This window comes from Streptomyces sp. NPDC059373 (assembly GCF_042751495.1).
GTDB lineage: Bacteria > Actinomycetota > Actinomycetes > Streptomycetales > Streptomycetaceae > Actinacidiphila.
The window spans coordinates 45,730-67,266 of the sequence record NZ_JBHYXC010000027.1 but is presented as its reverse complement, the minus strand read 5'-3'; the positions used below and the strand labels follow the sequence as shown (position 1 = coordinate 67,266).

At 71.0% G+C, this 21,537-nt stretch carries 25 protein-coding genes and 1 pseudogene; 19 read left to right on the top strand and 7 right to left on the bottom strand.

Features of this window, described 5'->3' with window-relative positions:
• Positions 1-132 precede the first annotated feature (132 nt).
• The 4 genes from leuC to ACFXJ5_RS29120 all read left to right on the top strand — a co-directional run bounded on the left by leuC (position 133) and on the right by ACFXJ5_RS29120 (position 3,251).
• Entirely contained in the window at positions 133-1,545 is a 1,413-nt protein-coding gene (leuC, locus tag ACFXJ5_RS29135) for a 3-isopropylmalate dehydratase large subunit (protein WP_384637340.1), read from the top strand.
• Between the two features lie 6 nt (positions 1,546-1,551).
• The gene (gene leuD / locus ACFXJ5_RS29130) at positions 1,552-2,145 is read left to right on the top strand and encodes a 3-isopropylmalate dehydratase small subunit (RefSeq protein ID WP_384637337.1); all 594 of its coding nucleotides are present in this window, start codon (positions 1,552-1,554) and stop codon (positions 2,143-2,145) included.
• Between the two features lie 113 nt (positions 2,146-2,258).
• Entirely contained in the window at positions 2,259-2,492 is a 234-nt protein-coding gene (locus ACFXJ5_RS29125) for an SCO5555 family protein (protein WP_384637334.1), read from the top strand.
• Positions 2,493-2,615: 123 nt separating this feature from the next.
• A complete protein-coding gene (locus tag ACFXJ5_RS29120) occupies positions 2,616-3,251 on the top strand; it encodes an HU family DNA-binding protein (protein WP_384637331.1) in 636 nt (211 codons plus the stop codon).
• A 159-nt stretch (positions 3,252-3,410) separates the two neighbouring features.
• Here the strand turns inward: ACFXJ5_RS29120 and ACFXJ5_RS29115 are convergent, their stop codons facing one another.
• The gene (locus tag ACFXJ5_RS29115; RefSeq protein ID WP_384637328.1) at positions 3,411-3,629 is read right to left on the bottom strand and encodes a hypothetical protein; all 219 of its coding nucleotides are present in this window, start codon (positions 3,627-3,629) and stop codon (positions 3,411-3,413) included.
• A gap of 5 nt (positions 3,630-3,634) precedes the next feature.
• Positions 3,635-4,285: a 2-phospho-L-lactate guanylyltransferase gene (cofC, locus tag ACFXJ5_RS29110; protein ID WP_384637325.1), complete on the bottom strand. Its 651-nt coding sequence runs from the start codon at positions 4,283-4,285 to the stop codon at positions 3,635-3,637.
• Positions 4,286-4,455: 170 nt separating this feature from the next.
• Here cofC and ACFXJ5_RS29105 point away from each other — a divergent pair, with 170 nt between their 5' ends.
• Genes ACFXJ5_RS29105 through ACFXJ5_RS29095 form a run of 3 tightly spaced genes read left to right on the top strand, consistent with a single transcriptional unit; the run spans position 4,456 to position 7,330 of the window.
• Positions 4,456-5,172, top strand: a complete 717-nt coding sequence (locus ACFXJ5_RS29105) for a lysophospholipid acyltransferase family protein (protein WP_384637322.1) — start codon at positions 4,456-4,458, stop codon at positions 5,170-5,172.
• Entirely contained in the window at positions 5,169-6,170 is a 1,002-nt protein-coding gene (locus ACFXJ5_RS29100) for an NAD(P)H-dependent glycerol-3-phosphate dehydrogenase (protein ID WP_384637319.1), read from the top strand. The genes ACFXJ5_RS29105 and ACFXJ5_RS29100 overlap by 4 nt, the downstream gene beginning before the upstream one ends.
• Positions 6,171-6,190: 20 nt before the next feature.
• Positions 6,191-7,330: a D-alanine--D-alanine ligase family protein gene (locus tag ACFXJ5_RS29095; protein ID WP_384637316.1), complete on the top strand. Its 1,140-nt coding sequence runs from the start codon at positions 6,191-6,193 to the stop codon at positions 7,328-7,330.
• Between the two features lie 45 nt (positions 7,331-7,375).
• Here the strand turns inward: ACFXJ5_RS29095 and ACFXJ5_RS29090 are convergent, their stop codons facing one another.
• Positions 7,376-7,843, bottom strand: a complete 468-nt coding sequence (locus tag ACFXJ5_RS29090) for a DUF3515 domain-containing protein (protein WP_384637313.1) — start codon at positions 7,841-7,843, stop codon at positions 7,376-7,378.
• Between the two features lie 86 nt (positions 7,844-7,929).
• Positions 7,930-8,163: an Lrp/AsnC family transcriptional regulator gene (locus ACFXJ5_RS29085; RefSeq protein WP_127356447.1), complete on the bottom strand. Its 234-nt coding sequence runs from the start codon at positions 8,161-8,163 to the stop codon at positions 7,930-7,932.
• A gap of 155 nt (positions 8,164-8,318) precedes the next feature.
• On the opposite strand from ACFXJ5_RS29085, the gene ACFXJ5_RS29080 reads away from it, so the two are divergent.
• Both ACFXJ5_RS29080 and thiD read left to right on the top strand, forming a co-directional pair.
• Complete coding sequence (locus ACFXJ5_RS29080; RefSeq protein ID WP_384637309.1) at positions 8,319-9,281, top strand: thiamine-phosphate kinase; 963 nt, start codon at positions 8,319-8,321, stop codon at positions 9,279-9,281.
• Positions 9,278-10,078: a bifunctional hydroxymethylpyrimidine kinase/phosphomethylpyrimidine kinase gene (gene thiD, locus ACFXJ5_RS29075; RefSeq protein ID WP_384637307.1), complete on the top strand. Its 801-nt coding sequence runs from the start codon at positions 9,278-9,280 to the stop codon at positions 10,076-10,078. The genes ACFXJ5_RS29080 and thiD overlap by 4 nt, the downstream gene beginning before the upstream one ends.
• A gap of 77 nt (positions 10,079-10,155) precedes the next feature.
• Here the strand turns inward: thiD and rpmB are convergent, their stop codons facing one another.
• Positions 10,156-10,341: a 50S ribosomal protein L28 gene (gene rpmB / locus ACFXJ5_RS29070; protein WP_014628431.1), complete on the bottom strand. Its 186-nt coding sequence runs from the start codon at positions 10,339-10,341 to the stop codon at positions 10,156-10,158.
• 155 nt (positions 10,342-10,496) lie between these two features.
• Between rpmB and ACFXJ5_RS29065 the strand changes: the two genes are divergently transcribed.
• The 9 genes and pseudogenes from ACFXJ5_RS29065 (at position 10,497) to mutM (ending at position 19,438) form a co-directional block, all read left to right on the top strand.
• A complete protein-coding gene (locus tag ACFXJ5_RS29065) occupies positions 10,497-12,179 on the top strand; it encodes a DAK2 domain-containing protein (RefSeq protein ID WP_384637302.1) in 1,683 nt (560 codons plus the stop codon).
• Between the two features lie 95 nt (positions 12,180-12,274).
• Entirely contained in the window at positions 12,275-14,479 is a 2,205-nt protein-coding gene (recG, locus tag ACFXJ5_RS29060; RefSeq protein WP_384637299.1) for an ATP-dependent DNA helicase RecG, read from the top strand.
• Positions 14,480-14,529: 50 nt separating this feature from the next.
• A complete protein-coding gene (gene rsmD / locus ACFXJ5_RS29055) occupies positions 14,530-15,111 on the top strand; it encodes a 16S rRNA (guanine(966)-N(2))-methyltransferase RsmD (protein WP_384637296.1) in 582 nt (193 codons plus the stop codon).
• 26 nt (positions 15,112-15,137) lie between these two features.
• On the top strand, positions 15,138-15,617 hold the full coding sequence (gene coaD / locus ACFXJ5_RS29050; RefSeq protein ID WP_384637427.1) for a pantetheine-phosphate adenylyltransferase: 480 nt from the start codon (positions 15,138-15,140) through the stop codon (positions 15,615-15,617).
• A 164-nt stretch (positions 15,618-15,781) separates the two neighbouring features.
• The gene (locus ACFXJ5_RS29045) at positions 15,782-16,867 is read left to right on the top strand and encodes an ATP synthase F0 subunit B (RefSeq protein ID WP_384637294.1); all 1,086 of its coding nucleotides are present in this window, start codon (positions 15,782-15,784) and stop codon (positions 16,865-16,867) included.
• Positions 16,868-16,961: 94 nt separating this feature from the next.
• The gene (locus ACFXJ5_RS29040; RefSeq protein ID WP_384637291.1) at positions 16,962-17,588 is read left to right on the top strand and encodes a YceD family protein; all 627 of its coding nucleotides are present in this window, start codon (positions 16,962-16,964) and stop codon (positions 17,586-17,588) included.
• Positions 17,589-17,590: 2 nt separating this feature from the next.
• Complete coding sequence (gene rpmF, locus ACFXJ5_RS29035; RefSeq protein WP_026251550.1) at positions 17,591-17,764, top strand: 50S ribosomal protein L32; 174 nt, start codon at positions 17,591-17,593, stop codon at positions 17,762-17,764.
• Positions 17,765-17,783: 19 nt separating this feature from the next.
• Positions 17,784-18,467 (top strand): annotated as a pseudogene (rnc, locus tag ACFXJ5_RS29030) (ribonuclease III); the annotation flags it as partial.
• A gap of 116 nt (positions 18,468-18,583) precedes the next feature.
• Entirely contained in the window at positions 18,584-19,438 is an 855-nt protein-coding gene (gene mutM / locus ACFXJ5_RS29025; protein ID WP_384637288.1) for a bifunctional DNA-formamidopyrimidine glycosylase/DNA-(apurinic or apyrimidinic site) lyase, read from the top strand.
• Here mutM and ACFXJ5_RS29020 read toward each other — a convergent pair.
• On the bottom strand, positions 19,414-19,797 hold the full coding sequence (locus ACFXJ5_RS29020) for a winged helix-turn-helix transcriptional regulator (protein WP_384637285.1): 384 nt from the start codon (positions 19,795-19,797) through the stop codon (positions 19,414-19,416). The two genes, mutM and ACFXJ5_RS29020, sit on opposite strands and share 25 nt — an antisense overlap.
• 112 nt (positions 19,798-19,909) lie before the next feature.
• Here ACFXJ5_RS29020 and ACFXJ5_RS29015 point away from each other — a divergent pair, with 112 nt between their 5' ends.
• The gene (locus ACFXJ5_RS29015) at positions 19,910-20,500 is read left to right on the top strand and encodes a flavodoxin family protein (protein WP_384637282.1); all 591 of its coding nucleotides are present in this window, start codon (positions 19,910-19,912) and stop codon (positions 20,498-20,500) included.
• Between the two features lie 49 nt (positions 20,501-20,549).
• Here the strand turns inward: ACFXJ5_RS29015 and ACFXJ5_RS29010 are convergent, their stop codons facing one another.
• Positions 20,550-21,425 carry a CAP domain-containing protein gene (locus tag ACFXJ5_RS29010; protein WP_459253994.1) on the bottom strand — a complete coding sequence of 292 codons (876 nt, stop codon included), beginning with the start codon at positions 21,423-21,425 and terminating at the stop codon, positions 20,550-20,552.
• Between the last annotated feature and the right edge of the window lie 112 nt (positions 21,426-21,537).

The following is a 21,537-nucleotide window of genomic DNA, read 5'->3' as shown; positions in this document are numbered from 1 at the left end:
AACGCAAGTTCAATTTTCCGTAGAACGCGTCACGCTTGAAGCACAGAGCTGTGGCACCCACCCCCACAAAGGGCCGGAGCGCCGCAGCATCGGACGAGTTGGCCGGCAATGCGGCCGGTCGGAGGGACAGCGATGGGTAGGACACTCGCGGAAAAGGTCTGGGACGATCACGTCGTCCGGCACGCCGATGGCGAGCCCGACCTCCTCTACATCGACCTGCACCTCATCCACGAGGTCACCAGCCCCCAGGCCTTCGACGGCCTGCGGATGAACGGCCGCCCGGTGCGCCGCCTGGACCTCACCATCGCCACCGAGGACCACAACACTCCGACCCTCGACATCGACAAGCCGATCGCCGACCCGGTCTCGCGCACCCAGCTGGAGACGCTGCGCAAGAACTGCGCCGAGTTCGGCGTCCGCCTGCACCCGCTGGGCGACGTCGAGCAGGGCGTCGTTCACGTCGTCGGCCCGCAGCTGGGCCTGACCCAGCCCGGCATGACGGTGGTCTGCGGCGACAGCCACACCTCCACCCACGGCGCCTTCGGCGCGCTGGCGTTCGGCATCGGCACGAGCCAGGTCGAGCACGTACTGGCCACCCAGACGCTGCCGCTGGCGCCCTTCAAGACCATGGCGATCACCGTCGAGGGCGAACTGCCCGCCGGCGTCACCGCCAAGGACCTGATCCTGACGATCATCACCAGGATCGGCACCGGCGGCGGCCAGGGTTACGTCATCGAATACCGCGGCTCGGCCATCGAGAAGCTGTCGATGGAAGCCCGCATGACCATCTGCAACATGTCGATCGAGGCCGGTGCCCGCGCGGGCATGATCGCCCCGGACCAGACCACCTTCGACTACCTCCAGGGCCGCGACCACGCGCCCGAGGGCGAGGACTGGGACGCCGCAGTCGCGTACTGGAAGACCCTGAAGACGGACGAGGACGCCGTCTTCGACACCGAGGTCGTCGTCGACGCCGCCGCGCTCTCGCCGTTCGTCACCTGGGGCACCAACCCGGGCCAGGGCGCCCCGCTGAGCGCCACCGTGCCGGACCCCGCCTCCTTCGCCGACCCGAGCGACCGTATGGCCGCCGAGAAGGCCCTGGAGTACATGGCGCTGTCCGCCGGTACGCCGCTGCGCGAGGTCAAGGTCGACACCGTCTTCCTCGGTTCCTGCACCAACGGCCGTATCGAGGACCTGCGCGCCGCCGCCGCCGTCGTCGAGGGCCGCCAGGTCGCCGACGGGGTACGGATGCTGGTCGTGCCCGGCTCCGTACGCGTCGCGCTGCAGGCCGTCGAAGAGGGCCTGGACAAGGTGTTCAAGGCCGCAGGCGCCGAATGGCGGCACGCGGGTTGCTCGATGTGTCTGGGTATGAACCCCGACCAACTCGCCCCCGGCGAGCGCTCCGCGTCCACCTCCAACCGCAACTTCGAAGGACGGCAGGGCAAGGGCGGCCGCACCCACCTGGTCTCCCCGCAGGTCGCCGCCGCCACCGCGGTCACCGGCACCCTCGCGTCCCCCTCCGACCTGAGCCCCGTGGAGGCCTGAGCAGTTATGGAAGCGTTCACCACCCACACCGGCCGGGCCGTGCCGCTGCGCCGCAGCAACGCCGACACCGACCAGATCATCCCGGCCCACTGGCTGAAGAAGGTCACCCGCAACGGCTTCGAGGACAGCCTGTTCGAGGCCTGGCGCAAGGACCCGTCCTTCATCCTCAACCAGCCCGAGCGCAAGGGCGCCACCGTCCTGGTCGCCGGCCCCGACTTCGGCACCGGCTCCTCCCGCGAGCACGCCGTCTGGGCCCTGCAGAACTACGGCTTCAAGGCCGTCATCTCGTCCCGCTTCGCCGACATCTTCCGCGGCAACTCGCTGAAGAACGGCCTGCTCACCGTCATCCTCCCGCAGGAGACCGTCGAACAGCTCTGGAAGCTCACCGAGGCCGACCCGACCGCCGAGATCACCGTCGACCTCGAATCCCGCGAGGTGCGCGCCGCCGGCATCACCGCCCCGTTCGAACTGGACGACAACGCCCGCTGGCGGCTGCTGAACGGCCTGGACGACATCAGCCTCACGCTCGGAAACGAGGCCGACATCTCCGCGTACGAAGCCAAGCGGCCCTCCTTCAAGCCGCGGACTCTGCACGTCTGACCTGGCACATAACGCAGCGCTGACGCAGCGCCCCCTGCCGACCGGCAGGGGGCGCTGCTGCTTGTTCGGCCCCGTGCTGAGCGACAACTCACCCCAGATGACACAATCGGCACATGGAACGCGAACGCCAACTCAAGCTGTACGCGTCCCTCGCTGCCAGGTTGAAGCAGGCCCACACCCGAGTGGCGGGTCTGCAAGTGTCCGAGGAGATCCGGGTCAAGTTGAGCCGGAAGCTCCTCGTCATCACCGCTGCCGCGAAGCACGATCTCCCAGGTGCGGCAAGGCGTCTGGATGCTCTGATGAAGGACCTCGATGAAGGCCGATTCCCCGATCGAGGCTCTTCCTGAGCGCCGAGTTCGTTGCGGCACAAGGGTGATTCGCCCGTTTCGTATTTGATTTGCGGTATATATCCGCCTAGCGTGCGAAAAAGCCCGAACCCAATCGCCGGGCAAAGTTCCGAAGGGGAAGACGTGAACAAGGCGCAGCTCGTTGAAGCGATTGCCGACAAGGTCGGCGGTCGGCAGAACGCGGCGGACGCGGTGGACGCGGTCCTGGACGCGATCGTCCGCGCGGTTGTCGCCGGGGACCGGGTCTCGGTCACCGGATTCGGCTCGTTCGAGAAGGTCGAGCGTCCGGCCCGCTACGCCCGCAACCCCCAGACCGGGGAGCGGGTCCGGGTCAAGAAGACCTCGGTGCCGCGCTTCCGCGCGGGCCAGGGCTTCAAGGACCTGGTCAGCGGGACGAAGAAGCTCCCCCGCGGCGGCGAGGTCTCGGTCAAGAAGGCGCCCAAGGGCAGCCTGACCGGCGGCGTCACCGCCAAGGCCACCACGAAGAAGGCGGCCGCGAAGAAGACCACCGCAGCCAAGAAGACCGCCGCGAAGAAGACCACGGCGGCCAAGACCACCGCCGCGAAGAAGACCACGGCGGCCAAGAAGACCACCGCGGCCAAGAAGGCCACGACGGCCAAGAAGACCACCGCCAAGAAGACCACCGCCAAGAAGGCGACCTCCAAGCGGACCGCCCCGGCCAAGAAGACCACCGCCAAGAAGGCCCCGGCCAGGTCCTCCGCGCGCAAGGCCGCCAGCAAGCGCACCGCCAACCGCTAGCCCCTCCGGGAGTCACACCGATCCTCGACGCCGTCCGTTGGGTCGGGGGCACCCTCAACAGGCCGCGACGGGCCGGGCTCCTCACTGGAGCTCGGCCCGCGGTGCGTTCGGGCCCCGGCTCCGGCCCCGCCCCCCGGCCCGGGACGGCGGGGGCCGGGCTCAGCTCTGCGGGTCCGGGAAGGTCTGCAGGGTCACGAAGACCACACGGCGACCGTCACCGCTTCCCTCGGTACGGATCCGGACCCGCTGTCCAGGACGAAGCAGCCGCAGGCCGCCCGCGTCGAAGGCCGCCGCGTCGAACGGCAGCGGAGTGCCGTCGTCGAGCAGCACACTGCCTTCACGGCTGTCGGGGTCGTACGTGTACGCGGTCGCCTGCATGCGGCTCAGCCTAGCCGTTGGTCCTCGAACTCCAGCCGTGCCGCCGTGGCGGCCGTACGGGGCCCGACGCCCAGCATGAGCGCCGCCCGCAGATCCGCCGGCGTATCCACGTCCTGGCGGACGGAGTCCACGCCGGGCAGAAGGATTTCGCGGGCCCCGGAAGCGCGGTGGCGGGCGCGCGAGGGGCCGGAGAAGCCGGGAGCCAGCGGCACCCGGGGGGCGGCGGCCAGCAGGGTCGTCCCCACCCCGGCGGCGTCGGCCACAAAGGCCCGCCCGGCGCCCGCCGCCGCGTCGTCGAGTACCCGGTGCAGCTCCTGGGGCCGCAGGGCGGGGAGATCGGCGTTGAGGGCCGCCACGGCGGCACCGGGCCGGGCCGCCAGCACGGCAGCCGCCCCGTGCCGCAGGGCGGCGTTGAGGCCCGCCGCCGGGTCGTCCGGCAGGACGTACGCACCCAGGGCCGCCAGTTCCGTACCGGCCAGCGGATCGTCGGTGACCACCGTCACATCCCGCACCGCCGCACAGGCCAGCGCCGCGGCCACGGTGTCCTGGGCGAACGCCAGCGCCAGCCCGGCCCGCACCGGGCCCGCCGAGTCGGCGAGGCGGCTCTTGGCGACGGCGAGCGGCTTGAGGGGGACCACCAGGGACCATGTAGACACCGAACTATTGTGCTCACGCCAACCGGGTCGGCGGCGACCGGCGCCCCTGGCGTTACGGTGGGCGTACCGGCGACACTTGTGCGGCTGCGAAACCCGTACAGGCCGCAGCCGTACACAGTGGCCGCGGCCCGGAGACCCCGGGCAGGCGGCGGAACGAGGAGGATGTTCTGGTGTCCCGCCGCAGAATCGGCTTCTGGTACCGGCTCGCAGCTGTCATCGCAAAACCGCCGCTTGTTCTCCTCTTCAAGCGGGACTGGCGTGGAATGGACAACATTCCGGCCGACGGCGGATTCATCACCGCGGTGAACCACAACTCCGCCCTCGACCCTCTGTCGTACGGGCATTTCCAGTACAACACCGGACGCGTTCCGCGCCTGCTCGCGAAAGCCACCCTCTTCGACGTCTTCTTCGTCGGCATGATGCTGCGCGGCACCGGCCAGATTCCCGTCTTCCGCGAGTCCACGGACGCCGCCAACGCCTTCCGTGCCGCCGTCGACGCGGTCAACCGCGGCGAGTGCGTCTCCTTCTACCCCGAGGCCACCCTCACCCGGGATCCCGACTTGTGGCCCATGGTCGGCAAGACCGGCGTCGCCCGGGTCGCGATGATGACGAAGGCACCGGTCATCCCCGTCGCGCAGTGGGGTGCCAACGAGGCGCTGCCGCCCTACGGCAAGCTGCACCTGTTCCCGCGCAAGACCCTCAAGGTCATCGCGGGACCGCCGGTCGACCTGAGCGCGTACTACGGGCTCGACCCCACCCCCGATGTGCTGAGGGAAGTGACCGACGTCATCATGGCGGCCATCAGCGCGCAGCTCTCCGAACTGCGCGGCAAGCCCGCGCCCGCCGTACGGTTCGACCCGCGCAAGCAGAAAGGGATCTCCAAGTGACGACGCGTTGCGCGGTGTACGGAACCGGCTCCTGGGGCACGGCCTTCGCGATGGTGCTCGCCGACGCCGGAGCCGAGGTGACCATGTGGGGCCGCCGCCCCGAAGTGGCGGAAGCGGTCAACACCACCCACACCAACCCCGACTACCTGCCGGGCATCGAACTGCCGGCTGCCATCCGGGCCACCACCGACCCCGCCGAGGCCGCCCGCGACGCCGAGTTCGTGATCCTCGCCGTACCGTCGCAGACGCTGCGCGGCAACCTGGCGGACTGGGCGCCGCTGCTGCCGCCGGACTCCGTCCTGGTCAGCCTGATGAAGGGCATCGAACTCGGCACCGCCAAGCGGATGAGCGAGGTCATCGAGGAGGTCGCCAAGGCCGGCCCCGAGCGCGTCGCGGTGCTGTCCGGCCCCAACCTCGCCAAGCCGATCGCCGCCCGGCTGCCCGCCGCCTCGGTGGTCGCCTGCCGCGACGAGGCGGTGGCCCGCCGGCTGCAGGCGGCCTGCCACACCGCGTACTTCCGCCCGTACACCAACACCGACGTCATCGGCTGCGAACTCGGCGGCGCCGTCAAGAACGTCATCGGCCTCGCCGTCGGCATCGCCGACGGCATGGGCCTGGGCGACAACGCCAAGGGCTCGCTGATAACCCGCGGCCTCGCCGAGACCACCCGTCTCGGCCTCGTCCTCGGCGCCGACCCGCTCACCTTCTCCGGCCTGGCCGGGCTGGGTGATCTGGTCACCACCTGCTCCTCGCCGCTGTCCCGCAACCACACCTTCGGTACGAACCTGGGGCGCGGGATGTCCGTGGAGGAGACCATCGTGGTCACCAAGCAGACCGCCGAAGGCGTCAAGTCCTGCGAGTCCGTGGCCGATCTGGCGCGCCGGCACGGCGTCGACATGCCGATCACCGAGACCGTCGTCGACATCGTCCACAACGGCAAGTCGCCCGCGGTCGCCGTCAAGGAGCTGCTGTCCCGCTCCGCCAAGTCGGAGCGCTGAGACGGTAGGGTCAACGCGACATGAGCAACCAGCCTTCATCGAACAGCAAGCCGCGGGTCGCGGTCGTCTTCGGCGGCCGCAGTTCCGAGCACGGCGTCTCCGTCGTGACCGCCGGAGCCATTCTGCGCGCCATCGACCGTACGAAATACGACGTGCTGCCCATCGGCATCACCACGGACGGCCGGTGGGCGCTGACCGCCGACGACCCCGAGCGCATGGCCATCGCCGACCGGCGCCACCCCAGCGTCGACCAGCTCGCCGAAGCCGACGAAGGCTCCGTGCTGCTCCCGGTCGACCCCGGCAACCGCGAGGTCGTCTACGCCGAACCCGGTTCCGTGCCCAAGGTCCTCGGCGAGGTCGACGTCGTCTTCCCCATGCTGCACGGCCCGTACGGCGAGGACGGCACCCTCCAGGGGCTGCTCGACCTCTCCGGCACGCCGTACGTCGGCTCCGGCGTCCTCGCCTCGGCCGTCGGCATGGACAAGGAGTACATGAAGCGGGTCTTCACCTCCTTCGGGCTGCCCGTCGGCCCGTACACGGTGATCCGCCCCCGCGAGTGGGAGAACGATCCGGCCGCCGCCCGCAAGAAGATCGTCGACCTCGCGGGCGAACACGACTGGCCGCTCTTCGTGAAGCCCGCGCGGGCCGGCTCCTCCATCGGCATCAGCAAGGTCGACGACCTCTCCGGTCTCGACGACGCGATCGAGGAAGCCCGCCGCCACGACCCCAAGGTCATCGTCGAAGCGCTGCTGCGCGGCCGCGAGATCGAATGCGGCGTCCTGGAGTTCGAGGACGGCCCCCGCGCCAGCGTCCCCGCCGAGATCCCGCCGGTCAGCGCCCACGCCTTCTACGACTTCGAGGCCAAGTACATCGACTCCGCCGAAGGCGTCGTCCCCGCACCCCTCACCCCCGAGCAGACCGCCGAGGTCCAGCGCCTCGCCGTCGCCGCCTTCGAGGCCGCCTCCTGCGAGGGCCTCGTCCGGGCCGACTTCTTCCTCCTGGACACCGGCGAGTTCGTCATCAACGAGATCAACACCATGCCGGGCTTCACGCCCATCTCCATGTACCCCCGCATGTGGCAGGAGTCCGGCGTCTCCTACCCCGAACTCGTCGACCGCCTCATCCAGGCGGCATTGCGCCGCCCGACCGGCCTGCGCTGACGGCTCCGCCGGGTTGTGGGTAGGCCGTCCTGCCCCCAACCCGGCTCAGAGCTCGGTGGGCACCGCGCGCTTCACCGCCGCCGCCAGATCCGTCAGCGGATTGACCTCCGGCGCGTACTTCCCCGGCACCGTCACCTCGACGAAGGTCTTCCGCCCGGTGGTGGTGAACCGGTATCCGTCATCGAGCTTCTGGATGAGCCAGCTCACGCCGTTCACGTCGGCCGCGTCCGAGGTCGGGTCGTACGTCTTGTTGCCCGGGGTCAGGACGGCCGGCCGGGCCACGCCGCAGCGCAGGACCACCGTAGGATCGCCCCAGCCGGCGGTGAGCCGGGACGCCGGGGCGAGGGTGCGCCGGGAAAGCCCGTCGACCTTGGCCGGGAGCGCGCTGTGAAGCTTGCCGCACATCGCGGTGGCCTCCGCCGAAGGCTTGGGGACGGCGACGTTTGCGCCCCCGTCCCCGCCGGAGACGGAAACGTAGACCGCCGCCGCGGACAGGCACGCGACGGCGGACACGGACAACAGCACTGCACGACGACTCGGACGACGACTGGGGCGGCGGAATATCACCCGCCGAGTCTAGAGGGGGGACCGGAGAGGACTCAGAGGTGGACCACCGGACAGGTCAGGGTGCGGGTGATCCCGTCCACCTGCTGTACCTTCGCGACCACCAGGCGGCCGAGATCGTCGACCGTGTCGGCCTCGGCGCGCACGATCACGTCGTACGGGCCGGTGACGTCCTCTGCCTGGATGACTCCGGGGATCTTGGAGATCACCTCCGCTACTGCCGAGGCTTTGCCCACCTCGGTCTGGATCAGAATGTACGCCTGTACCACGGAACCTCCAGGGCGGCTACGAGGATCATGTGGGAGGGGACGCCACGGTACCGCGTCGCCGCACGTCACGGGGAGACCCGCGCGGGCACGGTGTGCGGCGGTCCTGGCCGGACGGCCCATGGCAAGGGGAATGACCAGGTGAAGGGGACGAAGAGATGAAGGGGACCGTGGGCGAGTTGGGGGAGTTCGGGCTGATCAGGGAGTTGACCTCCCGGCTCACCTCCAGCCCCGCCGTACGGCTCGGGCCCGGCGACGACGCGGCCGTGATCGCCGCGCCGGACCGCCGGGTGGTGGCCACGACGGACGCGCTGATCGAGGGCCGGCACTTCCGCCGGGACTGGTCCACCGCGTACGACGTGGGCCGCAAGGCCGCCGCCCAGAACCTCGCGGACATCGCGGCGATGGGCGCGGTCCCGACCGCCGTGCTGCTCGCCCTGGTCGTGCCGGCCGACCTGCCGGTCACCTGGCCGGTCGAGCTGATGGACGGCATCCGCGACGAGTGCCAGGTCGCGGGGGCCGCCGTGGCCGGCGGCGACGTCGTACGCGGCGACACGATCATGGTCTGCATCACCGCGCTGGGCGACCTGCGCAACCGCGAGCCCGTCACCCGCTCCGGCGCCCGGCCCGGCGACATCATCGCCGTCACCGGCTGGCTCGGCTGGTCCGCGGCGGGCTTCGCCGTCCTCTCGCGCGGCTTCCGTTCGCCGCGCGCCTTCGTCGAGGCCCACCGGCGGCCCGAACCCCCGTACCACGCGGGCCCGGCGGCCGCCGAGCTCGGCGCGACCGCCATGACCGACGTCAGCGACGGCCTCGTCGCCGACCTCGGGCACATCGCGGCGGCCAGCGGCGTACGGATCGACCTGAAGTCCGCCGACATAGACGTCCCCGCCCAGATGTCCGACATCGGGCAGGCCGTCGGCGTCGACCCCCTGCACTGGGTGCTCACCGGGGGAGAGGACCACGCGATCGTCGCCGCCTTCCCCCGAGACGTGAAGCTCCCGGCGCGGTGGCGGATCATCGGCGAGGTCCACACAGCCGCCGGCACCCCGCAGGTCACCGTCGACGGCGCCCCCTGGGACAAGGCGGGCGGCTGGGACCACTTCGGCGCCGACGCATGAGCGTCCTGCCCCCGCCCAGGGTCCTGACCATCGCCGGCTCCGACTCCGGCGGCGGGGCCGGCATCCAGGCCGACCTCAAGACGATGCTGTCCCTCGGCGTGCACGGCATGAGCGTCATCACGGCGGTCACCGCGCAGAACTCCGTCGGCGTGCAGGGCGCCTGGGAGCTGCCCGCCGAAGCCGTACGCGCCCAATACCGCGCCGTCGTCGACGACATCGGCGTCCAGGCCGTCAAGACCGGCATGCTCGCGTCCCCCGAACTGGTGGCGGTCGTCGCCGATCTGCTCGCCGACCAGGACGCCCCGATCGTCGTCGACCCGGTCGGCGTCTCCAAGCACGGCGACACGCTGCTCGCGCCCGAGGCCCTGGAAACCGTACGTACGCGGCTGCTTCCGCTCGCCACCGTCGCCACGCCCAACCTCGACGAGGTCGCCCAGCTCACCGGCGTCACCGTGGACAGCGAGGACGACATGCGGGAGGCCGCCGCGGCGATCCTGGCGTACGGCCCACGCTGGGCCCTCATCAAGGGCGGCCACCTCACCGGCGACGCCGTCGACCTGCTCTCCGACGGCACCCGGGACCACTGGCTGCACGCCCCCCGCCACGACAACCGGCACACCCACGGCACCGGCTGCACCCTGGCCAGCGCCATCGCCTCACACCTGGCACGCGGCCTCGACGTCCCCGACGCCGTCCACGCCGCCAAGCACTACGTCACCGGCGCGATCGCCGCCGGCTTCCCCCTGGGCGCCGGCATCGGCCCCGTCGACCACACCTGGCGCCTCCCCGAGTCCTGAGAACACAGCGAGAAGCCGGCCCACCACAAGGGTGGACCGGCTTCGAGTAGCCGCAAGGCTGCGCTACGACGTGTACGTCAGCGCGCGACCTTGCCGGCCTTGATGCACGAGGTGCAGACATTGAGGCGCTTCGGCGTCCGACCGACCACAGCACGCACCGTCTGGATGTTGGGGTTCCAACGACGGCGAGTACGGCGGTGCGAGTGCGAAATGTTGTTGCCGAAGCCCGGCCCCTTGCCGCAGACGTCGCAGTTGGCAGCCACGGGTCACTCCAAAGACTTCAGATGCACGTACGGTGAAATCCCTGCGGTGTCCGAGCGCCATAACTGATGACCGGGTTGATCCGAGGGATGGCCCGAGATTGGTCCCGGGCAACCGGAGCAGCATACTACGACCGCTCCTGTGCAACGAAACTACCATGGTCAGCGGGCCCTCCGCCCCGGACAGCCCAGCCCGGGGACCTCCCGCTACTGTGCGTGGCAGCCCGAAGCCGCCCGACGCAGTCGGCCCCCTGGAGGATCACGTGCCCGTCACGCACACGCTCGACGCTGCTGCCGTGCGGGCGTGGTGCCGACTGACCCTGCAGGCCCTGGGCCGGGCCCGCGAGGAGATCGACGCGATCAATGTCTACCCGGTCGCGGACGGTGACACCGGTACGAACCTCTACCTCACCGTCGAGTCCGCCGCGGAGTCGCTGGAGGCGAGCGCCGACCACACCGACCTCCCGCAGGTCCTGCGAGCCATGTCACAGGGCGCCCTCATCGGTGCCCGCGGCAACTCCGGCACCATCCTGGCCCAGCTCCTGCGGGGCATGACCGGCGTCCTCGTGAGCGGTGGCGGCCTGGCGCCGGCGCTGCGCGAGGCCGCGGATTCGGCGTACCAGGCGGTGGCGCACCCCGTGGAGGGGACGATGCTCACCGTCGCGGCGGCCGCGGCGGAGGCCGTGACGGGGGTCGAGGGAGACCTCGCGGTGGCCCGGGCCGCGTACGAAGCCGCCCGCAGCGCGCTCGCGGCCACCCCGGGACAGCTGGCCGAACTCGGCCGTGCCGGAGTCGTGGACGCCGGCGGACGCGGGCTCGTGGCCGTCCTCGGGGCCCTCGCGGACGCACTGTCCGGTCGGGAGCCGGCCGCTCACGCGGTGATGGAACCCACCGGGACCGTGGTCCCCTTCGGCTGCGGATCCGACGGCGACCCGCACGTCACGCCGGGCGGGCCCGCGTACGAGGTGATCTACCTGCTGGAGGCCGCCGACCCGGCCGTCCCCGCCCTGCGGGAAGCCCTCGACGGCCTCGGCGACTCCCTGGTCGTGGTCGGCGGCGACGGGCTGTGGAACGTCCACGTCCACGTCGACGACGTCGGCGCCGCCGTCGAGGCCGGCATCGCCGCCGGCCGCCCCTACCGCATCAAGGTCACCCACTTCGGCGACCAGGTCCGGGCGGGCGCTCCCCGGGGCGAGCGGGTGCTGCGCGCGGTCGTCGCCGTCGTACGCGGCAACGGACTGGCCGCGCTCTGCTCCGACGCCGGCGCGGTCGTCGTCGGCTCCGGTGAGGAGATCCCCGACGCGATCCGCCGCGCCCACGCCCGCGAGGTCGTCCTCCTCCCCAACGACGCCGACCTCCGTGAAGCCGCCGGCGCCGCCGCCGACCAAGCCCGCGCCGAGGGCGTCCGCGTCGCCCTCATCCCCACCCGCTCAGCCGTCCAGGGCATCGCCGCCCTCGCCGTCCACGAACCCGCCCGCCGCTTCGACGAGGACGTCGTCGCCATGACCTCGGCGGCTGGCGCCACCCGCTACGCCGAACTCGGCGTCGCCGAGCGCGAGTCCTGGACCTCCGCCGGCATCTGCCAGGCCGGCGACATCCTCGGCCTCATCGACGGCGACGTCGCCGTCATCGGCGGCAACCTCGTCGAGACCGGCGCCATCGTCCTGGACCGCATGCTCGCCGCCGGCGGCGAAATGGTCACCCTCGTCCTCGGCTCCTCCGCCCCACCCGACCTCGCCGAGCGCCTCGAAACCCACGTCCGCGACGGCTACCTCGCGGTCGACACGGTCGTCTACCACGGCGGCGAGGCGGGCTGCCCGTTGCTCATCGGCGTCGAGTAGGCGCGCACCCCACCGGGCCCACCGTCGGGGTGAGGGCGTGCCCCGACAGGGCATGCGCACGCGGATTGTCCGTGCCGTGCGCAAAGATGGACCCGATGTCTGCCCTGGACGAATCCCTCACGAAGTCGGTCGGCGGCCGCACGGCAAAAGTGCTGGCCGACCATCTCGACCTGCACACCGTCGGCGACCTGCTGCACCACTACCCGCGCCGTTACGCCGAGCGGGGTGAGCTGACGCGTCTGGCGGACCTGCCGCTGGACGAGCACGTCACCGTGGTCGCGCAGGTCGCCAAGGCGACGAAGAAGACCTTCAACGCGGGCAAGGGCGTACGCCTGGAAGTGGTCGTCACCGACGGCAGCGGGTCACTGACCCTGGTCTTCTTCGGGCGGGGCGTGTTCAAGCCGGAGCAGGACCTGATCCCCGGGCGGCGCGGGATGTTCGCCGGCAAGGTGTCGGTGTTCAACCGGACCCGGCAACTCGCGCATCCGGACTACCAGTTGCTGGACGCCGAGGCGGGGGAGGACGCCGTGGACGCGTTCGCGAACCAGCTGATCCCGCTGTATCCGGCGTGCAAGCAGTTCGCGTCGTGGCAGATCGCCCAGTCCGTCGAGGTGGTCCTCGACTCGCAGAACGCGGCCGGATGGGCCGGCGTCGGCGAGCCGCTGCCCGCCGCCCTGCGGGAGGCGCGCGGCCTGGCGCCGTTGCCGGAGGCGCTGGAGAAGGTCCACCGGCCACGTACGAAGGCCGATGTCAACGACGCCAGGTCCCGGCTGAAGTGGGACGAGGCGTTCGTGCTGCAGGTGGCGCTGGCCCGGCGGCGGGCGGCGGAATCCGCGTTGCCGGCGGTGCCGCGCGTGGCGGCGAAGGACGGGCTGCTGGCGGACTTCGACACCCGGCTGCCGTTCACGCTCACCGAGGGCCAGCGAAAGGTCACCGGGGAGATCTTCGGAGACCTCGCGACGGATCACCCGATGCACCGTCTGCTCCAGGGCGAGGTCGGTTCCGGCAAGACACTGGTGGCCCTGCGGGCGATGCTGGCCGTCGTCGACGCCGGCGGCCAGGCGGCGATGCTGGCGCCGACCGAGGTGCTGGCCCAGCAGCACCACCGGTCGATCACGGAGATGATGGGCGACCTGGCGCAGGGCGGAATGCTCGGCGGGGCCGCGAACGGCACGAAGGTGACGCTGCTCACCGGCTCCATGGGCACCGCCGCGCGCCGGCAGGCACTCCTGGACCTGGTGACCGGCGAGGCCGGCGTCGTGGTGGGCACGCATGCGCTGATCGAGGACAAGGTGCAGTTCCACGATCTGGGTCTGGTCGTGGTGGACGAGCAGCACCGCTTCGGGGTCGAGCAGCGCGACGCGCTCCGGGTGAAGTCGGCACAGCCTCCGCACCTGCTGGTCATGACGGCGACGCCGATCCCGCGCACCGTGGCGATGACGGTCTTCGGCGACCTGGAGACCTCGGTCCTGGACCAGCTGCCCGCCGGGCGTTCGCCGATCGCCACGCATGTGGTCCCCGCCAAGGACAAGCCGCACTTCCTGGCCCGTACGTGGGAGAGGGTGCGCGAGGAGGTCGAGGGCGGGCATCAGGCGTACGTGGTCTGCCCGCGGATCGGGGACGAGGAGGCCGACCCCAAGAAGAAGTCCGCCGAGACCCCTTCCCCTGAGGACCTGGCCGAGCGGCGCCCGCCGCTGGCCGTGCTGGACATCGCCGAGCAGCTGGTGAAGGGACCGCTGGCCGGGCTCCGGGTGGAGTTCCTGCACGGCAGGATGCCTCCGGACGCCAAGGACGACGTGATGCGGCGCTTCACGGCCGGCGAGGTGGACGTACTGGTCGCGACGACGGTCATCGAGGTCGGCGTGAACGTCCCGAACGCCACCGTGATGGTGATCATGGACGCGGACCGCTTCGGCGTCTCCCAACTCCACCAGCTCCGTGGTCGCGTCGGCCGTGGCACCGCCCCCGGTCTGTGCCTGCTCGTCAGCGAGATGGCCGAGGCCAGCCAGGCCCGCGCCCGGCTCGACGCGGTGGCGGCCACGCTGGACGGCTTCGAGCTGTCCCGTATCGACCTGGAGCAGCGCCGCGAGGGCGACGTGCTGGGCCAGGCCCAGTCCGGCACCCGCTCGTCGCTGCGCATGCTCACCGTGATCGAGGACGAGGACGTCATCGCCGCCGCCCGCGAGGAGGCCACCGCCCTGGTCGCGGCCGACCCGGAGCTGACCGGCCACCCGGACCTGCGCAGCGCCCTGGAGAGCCTCGTGGACGCCGACCGCGAGGAGTACCTGGACAAGGGCTGAGCCGTATCGTGGTTGAGCCAGAACGCCGCCTCAGCCCCTCAGGACGTGACATGACCCGCGTGATCGCCGGAGCCGCCGGTGGCCGCCGCCTCGCCGTACCGCCGGGGACGGGGACCAGGCCGACCTCGGACCGGGCGAAGGAGGGGCTGTTCTCCACCTGGGAGTCGCTGCGCGGCACCCTGCGCGGGGCCCGGGTGATCGACCTGTACGGCGGATCGGGCGCCGTGGGCCTGGAGGCGCTGTCGCGCGGCGCGGAGCACGTCCTGCTGGTCGAGGCCGAGCCGCGCGCCGCCCGCGTCATCAGGGAGAACGTGCAGGCGCTGGGCCTTCCCGGCGCCGAGGTGCGGGCCGGCAAGGCCGAGAAGGTCGTCGCGGGGCCGCCCCCGGCTCAGCCGTACGACCTGGTCTTCCTGGACCCGCCGTACGCCGTGGAGGACGACGAGCTCCGCGAGATTCTGCTCACACTCCGTACCGGGGGGTGGCTGGACGAGGACGCGGTCGCCACCGTGGAGAGGAGCACCCGGGGCGGAGAATTCCGCTGGCCCGAGGGATTCGAAGGACTGAGGGCCCGTCGCTACGGCGAGGGGACGTTTTGGTACGGTCGCGCCGCCCAGGTTACCGACGCGTCATGACGCACCCGCAGAGCGAGGAGTTTCCATTGCGCCGCGCAGTCTGTCCGGGGTCCTTCGACCCCATCACCAATGGACACCTCGACATCATCGCCCGCGCCTCCCGGCTGTACGACGTGGTGCATGTGACCGTGATGATCAACAAGGCCAAGCAGGGCATGTTCACGGTCGACGAGCGGATCGCCCTCATCGAGGAGGTCACCGCGGAGTTCGGCAACGTGCAGGTGGAGGCCTTCCACGGGCTGCTGGTCGACTTCTGCAAGGAGCGCGACATCCCGGCCATCGTGAAGGGCCTGCGCGCGGTCAGCGACTTCGACTACGAGCTGCAGATGGCGCAGATGAACAACGGTCTGTCGGGCGTCGAGACCCTCTTCATCCCCACCAGCCCGACCTACAGCTTCCTGTCGTCTTCCCTGGTCAAGGAAGTCGCCCAATGGGGTGGCGACATCTCGCACTTGGTGCCGCCCACGGTCCTCGAGGCCCTCAACCGGAAGCTCGGGCAGCGCTAGCGCCTTGCCCGGTCGCGGCGTTGACGTCGGTCGACGACTCCCCCAGCCGGACGCCGGGAGGTGCCCCTCCGCGTCACCCTCCTTCCTCCGCCGTGCGATCGCCCGCACCGGACCCCGCTCCTTTCCCCATGGGGGCCGACCGGGCAGGCGCTAGGCTCTGCGCTGTGGACGTCCAGAAGAAGCTCGATGAGATCGTGGCCGCCATCGGGGCCGCCCGGTCGATGCCGATGTCGGCCTCCTGTGTGGTCAACCGCGCTGAGCTGCTCGCCATGCTCGGTGATGTGCGCGCCGCGCTTCCCGACTCCCTCTCGCAGGCCGAGGCGTTGCTCGGCGGGCGCGAGCAGATGGTGGAGGAGGCCCATGCCGAGGCGCAGCGGATCATCGAGTCCGCGCACGCCGAACGCGGCTCCATGATCTCGGACACCCAGGTCGCCCGGCAGTCGCAGGAGGAGGCCGAGCGGATCGTCGCCGAGGCCCGCCGCGAGGCCGAGGAGATCCGCGCCGAGGCCGACGACTATGTCGACAGCAAGCTGGCGAACTTCGAGGTGGTCCTCACCAAGACCATCGGCTCGGTCGACCGCGGCCGCGAGAAGCTCCTCGGGCACGGCCCCGGCCTCGACGAGCAGGGCTACGTCGACGAGGACGCCCCGGAGCGCTCCGCCGACCCCGAGACCCTGCGCCGCCGCGCCGACGACTACGTGGACGCCAAGCTGGGCGCCTTCGAGGCGGTGCTGAGCAAGACCCTGGAGGCCGTCGGCCGCGGCCGCCTCAAGCTCACCGGCCACACCGCAGTCGATGACCTCGGCGCCCACATGGCGGCCCAGGACGCGGCCGGCGGGCACGCCGAGCAGACCGACGCCGAGTACATGGCCGGCCTCGCCGCCCCGGTGCCCGCGCAGCAGCAGCCCCCGCAGCCCCAGCCGCTTCAGCCCGCGGAGTACCAGCAGCCGTACGACCCGAACGCCGGCTACGGCTACCCGCAGCAGCAGGACCCGTACGGCCAGCAGCAGTACGTGCCGCAGGACCAGTACGCGGCCGACCCGTACGCGGCGCAGCAGCAGGGCTACCAGGACCCCTCGTACGGCTACCAGCAGGATCCGTACGCGCAGCAGCAACAACAGCAGCAACAGCCGGAGTACGGCTACCAGCCGCAGCAGCAGCCCGCGCTGGACGAGACCAGCTTCTTCGACACCGGCATGATCGACCTGGACCGGCTCCGTGAGCTGGAGCGGGAGCGCGGTTTGGGCTGAGCCCGGGGGACCGGTATCCTGATCCCTCAGCCGTGTAATCCGCCGGCGCTTCGGCGTGCCCGCCACCGTGAAACGGGTGGTGCACGCCGTACCGATGAAAGAGGAAGCCCTGAACACCCGCCTCGACCACCGCGACCCTCTCGTGTTCGACACGCACGAGCTGGGCCGTCGTCCTGGGTCGATGCGGAAGGTCTCCCGCACGGTGCCCGCGCCCAAGGACCTCGGCATCGAGGTGATCGGCGTCCGCGAGGGCGCGGACATCCAGCTTGACCTCCGCCTGGAGTCGGTCATGGAGGGGGTACTCGTCACGGGTACCGCCCGTGCCACGCTCTCGGGGGAGTGCGTAAGGTGTCTGGAGCCGATCGAGCGCGAGCTCGACACGGAATTCCAGGAGCTGTACTCCTACCCCGACGCCGACACCCGGACCGGTGGGCACCTCAAGCCCGCCGACGCCGGTGACGACGCCGAGGAGGAGGACACACTCCACCTCGAGGGCGACCTGTTCGACCTCGAACCTGTGCTGCGTGACGCGGTGGTTCTCGAACTGCCGCTGCAGCCGGTGTGCCAGGACGACTGTCCGGGCCTGTGCTCCGAATGCGGGGCGCGGCTCGCGGAAGACCCGGACCACCACCATGAGGTCACCGACATCCGTTGGGCGGCCCTGCAGCAATTTCAGAAGAGCGGCGCCGACCAGGGTGCCGACGAGAACCAGGAGAAGTAGCCGTGGCTGTTCCGAAGCGGAAGATGTCGCGCAGCAACACGCGCCACCGCCGTTCGCAGTGGAAGGCTGCGCCCGTGAGCCTGGTGGCGTGCGAGCGTTGCCACGAGCCGAAGCAGCAGCACATCGCGTGCCCGAGCTGCGGCACCTACAACCGTCGTCAGGTCCTCGAGGTCTGATCGGCGGGTGACGGGCTCCATGTCAGATACGGCAGCCTCGTCCCACACGCTTCTGGAAGGGCGGCTCGGCTACAAGCTTGAGCCCGCCCTTCTGGTGCGTGCGCTGACGCATCGCTCCTACGCATACGAGAACGGTGGCCTGCCCACCAACGAGCGGCTCGAGTTCCTCGGGGACTCCGTCCTCGGCCTGGTGGTCACGGACACGCTCTACCGCACCCACCCCGACCTCCCGGAAGGCACTCTCGCCAAGCTCCGGGCCGCGGTGGTCAACTCGCGTGCCCTCGCTCAAGTCAGCCGCGGCCTCGACCTCGGCAGCTTCATCCGCCTGGGCCGTGGCGAAGAGGGCACCGGCGGCCGTGACAAGGCGTCGATCCTCGCGGACACCCTTGAAGCGGTCCTCGGCGCGGTCTATCTGGACCAGGGTCTCGAAGCCGCGTCCGAGCTGGTCCACCGGCTCTTCGACCCGCTCATCGAGAAGTCCTCCAACCTCGGCGCCGGCCTGGACTGGAAGACCAGCCTCCAGGAGCTCACGGCAAGCGAGAGTCTCGGTGTCCCCGAGTACGTCGTCACCGAGACCGGCCCCGACCACGAGAAGACCTTCACGGCTGCCGCCCGCGTCGGTGGTGTCGAGTACGGCACCGGCACCGGCCGCAGCAAGAAGGAAGCCGAACAGCAGGCCGCGGAAGCGGCCTGGCGAGCCATCTCAGGGCTGAACCTCTGACGGTCCGGGTCGGGGCCAGGCCCTCCGCCTCAGGCGGACGGCTTGGCCCCGACCCGGCCACCGGCGCGCCCGGCAACGAAACCCGAAGGGAACGGCACGTGCCCGAGCTGCCCGAGGTCGAAGTCGTCCGACGCGGCCTCGCCCGCTGGGTGAGCGGCCGGACCGTCGCCGAGGTCGAGGTGCGGCACCCCCGCGCCGTACGACGCCACCTCGCGGGCGCGGAGGACTTCGCGGACCGCCTCAAGGGTGCCGCCCTCGGCGAGGCGCACCGCCGGGGCAAGTACCTGTGGCTGCCGATCGACGGCGAAGCCGCGCTGCTCGCCCACCTGGGCATGAGCGGCCAACTCCTCGTCCAGCCGCAGGACGCGCCGCCCGAGACCCACCTCCGGATCCGGATGCGCTTCGCTGACGACCTCGGTACGGAGCTGCGCTTCGTCGACCAGCGCACCTTCGGCGGCCTCTCGGTCCACGGCACGACGCCCGACGGAGCACCCGCCCCGCTCGCGCACATCGCACGTGACCCGCTCGACGACGCCTTCGACGAGGGCGCCTTCCACGCGGCGCTGCGCCGTCGCCGTACGACGATCAAGCGGGCGCTGCTCGACCAGTCGCTGATCAGCGGGGTCGGCAACATCTACGCCGACGAGGCGCTGTGGCGTACGCGACTGCACTACGAGCGCCCGACAGCGACCCTCACCCGCCCCCTCACCGCCGAGCTGATCACCCACATCCGCGAGGTGATGGGCGACGCGCTGGCCGCCGGGGGCACCAGCTTCGACAGCCTCTACGTCAACGTCAACGGGGAGTCCGGCTACTTCGACCGGTCCCTGGACGCGTACGGCCGTGAGGGCGAGCCCTGCCGCCGCTGCGGGACGCCGATCCGCCGCCGGCCGTGGATGAACCGCTCCAGCTACTACTGCCCGCGCTGTCAGCGCTCGCCGCGCGCGTCATAGCGCCGCTGGGCCTCGATCACCTGGGGCATCCGCTGCTCGACCAGCTCGATGAGCGCCCTCAGCCGCTCGGCGGTCTCCTGCCCCAGCGGGGTGAGGCTGTAGTCGACGCGCGGCGGATTGGTCGGCTGCGCCTCCCGGTGTACGAGGCCGTCCCGCTCCAGGGCGTGCAGGGTCTGGGAGAGCATCTTCTCGCTGACGCCCTCGATCCGCCGCCGCAGCTCGTTGAAGCGCAGCGGGCCCTCCATGAGTCCGCCGAGCGCGAGGGATCCCCAGCGGCCGGTGACGTGCTCCAACGTCGGCCGTGAGGGGCAGCCACGCGCGAACACGCTGAACTCGACGTCCTGGCTTTGGGTCTCCATGGGGGAAGCGTACCCTCATGCAGCGCTAACTGTCGGGTTGCGATTTCTGAAAGTTAGTGCTTCTCTGGTCCGGTCAGTCGGCAACCCCTCCCGTATCCCCAGGAGCACACCCATGACCGCGCCCGTCGTCTCGATCGCCTACCACTCCGGCTACGGCCACACCGCCGTCCTCGCCGAGGCCGTCCGCGACGGCGCGGCCGCCGCAGGCGCCACCGCCCACCTCATCAAGGTCGACGAGATCACCGACGCCCAGTGGGAGCTGTTGGACGGCTCCGACGCGATCGTCTTCGGCTCGCCGACCTACATGGGCACGGCCTCCGCAGCCTTCCACGCCTTCGCCGAGTCGACCTCCGGCCGCTTCTACTCGCGTGACTGGCAGGACAAGCTGGCAGCCGGCTTCACGAACTCCGCCTCCAAGAGCGGCGACAAGCTCAACACCCTGCAGTACTTCACCGTGCTCGCCGCCCAGCTCGGCATGCACTGGGTCAACCTCGGCCTACTCCCCGGCTGGAACACCTCCGAGGCCTCCGAGAACGACCAGAACCGCCTCGGCTTCTTCCTCGGCGCAGGCGCCCAGACCAACGCCGACCACTCCGCCGACGCCCTCCACAAGGCAGACACCGCCACAGCGGAACACCTCGGCCGCCGGGTCGCCGAACAGGCCCGCCTCTTCGCGGCCGGCCGGGCGGCAGTCGCTGCCTGAGCCGCTCGCCGAGCGACGACCCAGCCGAACGCCCTGACCTGTGGTTATGTCAGTAGCCGAAGTCCTGGGTCCACCAGGGGCCGCCGGTAGCGAGGAAGGCGCCGACGCCGATCGTCTTGAAGTTGCAGTTGAGGATGTTGGCTCGGTGGCCGGGGCTGTTCATCCAGGCGTCCATGACGGAGGCGGCGTCCGGTTGGCCGCGGGCGATGTTCTCGCCGCCGAGGCCGGTGATGCCGGCGGCTTCGGCGCGGTCCCAGGGGTCGTTGCCGTCGGGGTCGATGTGGTCGAAGAAGTCCCGCTTGGCCATGTCCTTGCTGAAGGCCTCGGCGAGCTTGCCCAGATCCGGGTCGGCGATCAGCGCGGCGCAGCCGATCTTGGCTCGCTCCGCGTTGACCAGCGCCAGTACCTGGTCCTCGGCGCTGTTCCCGGTGTTCGCGGGCTCGCTGGCGGTGCTGGACGCGGTGGCGCTCGGCGTGGCCGTGGGCGCCGTGGTGCTGGCGGACGGGCTGGGCGTCACGACCGGCGCCGAGGCGCTGGGGGTGGCGGCGGGGGCCGAGGGCGTGGCGACGGGCGCGCTGGAGCGGCCGTTGCCACGGCTGGCGGGTTCGGAGGCGCGGTCGGTGGGCGTCGCGGAGGCGCCGCCCTGCACGCCGGTGTTCTCGGACTGGCCGCCGGCCTGCACTTGTCCTGCGTTACTGCCGGGGAAGGCGTACCCTCCCGACCCGTTCGGCCCCGGTAGCAGCCCCGCGGACACCGCGATCGCGCCGACCGCCATCGCCGCCGACGTCGCCAGCAACCCGGTGCGTACCGGGTGGTGGCGGCGTCGCTTGGCGTTGACCAGGCTGGCGCGGTTGTTCGTGCGGCGGCGCCGACCCCCGCTCCGTTTGATCACGGGCGGTGGGGCAGTACGTGAATGGCGACCCATCCGGTGCTGTCCTTGCGTCGTCGGGGATCACCCGAACGGGTGAGTCCTTTGCGGCGCGACTGTATCGAATGACGCACGGGACTGTGGTGAACCTGTGAGAACTGCCGGGATA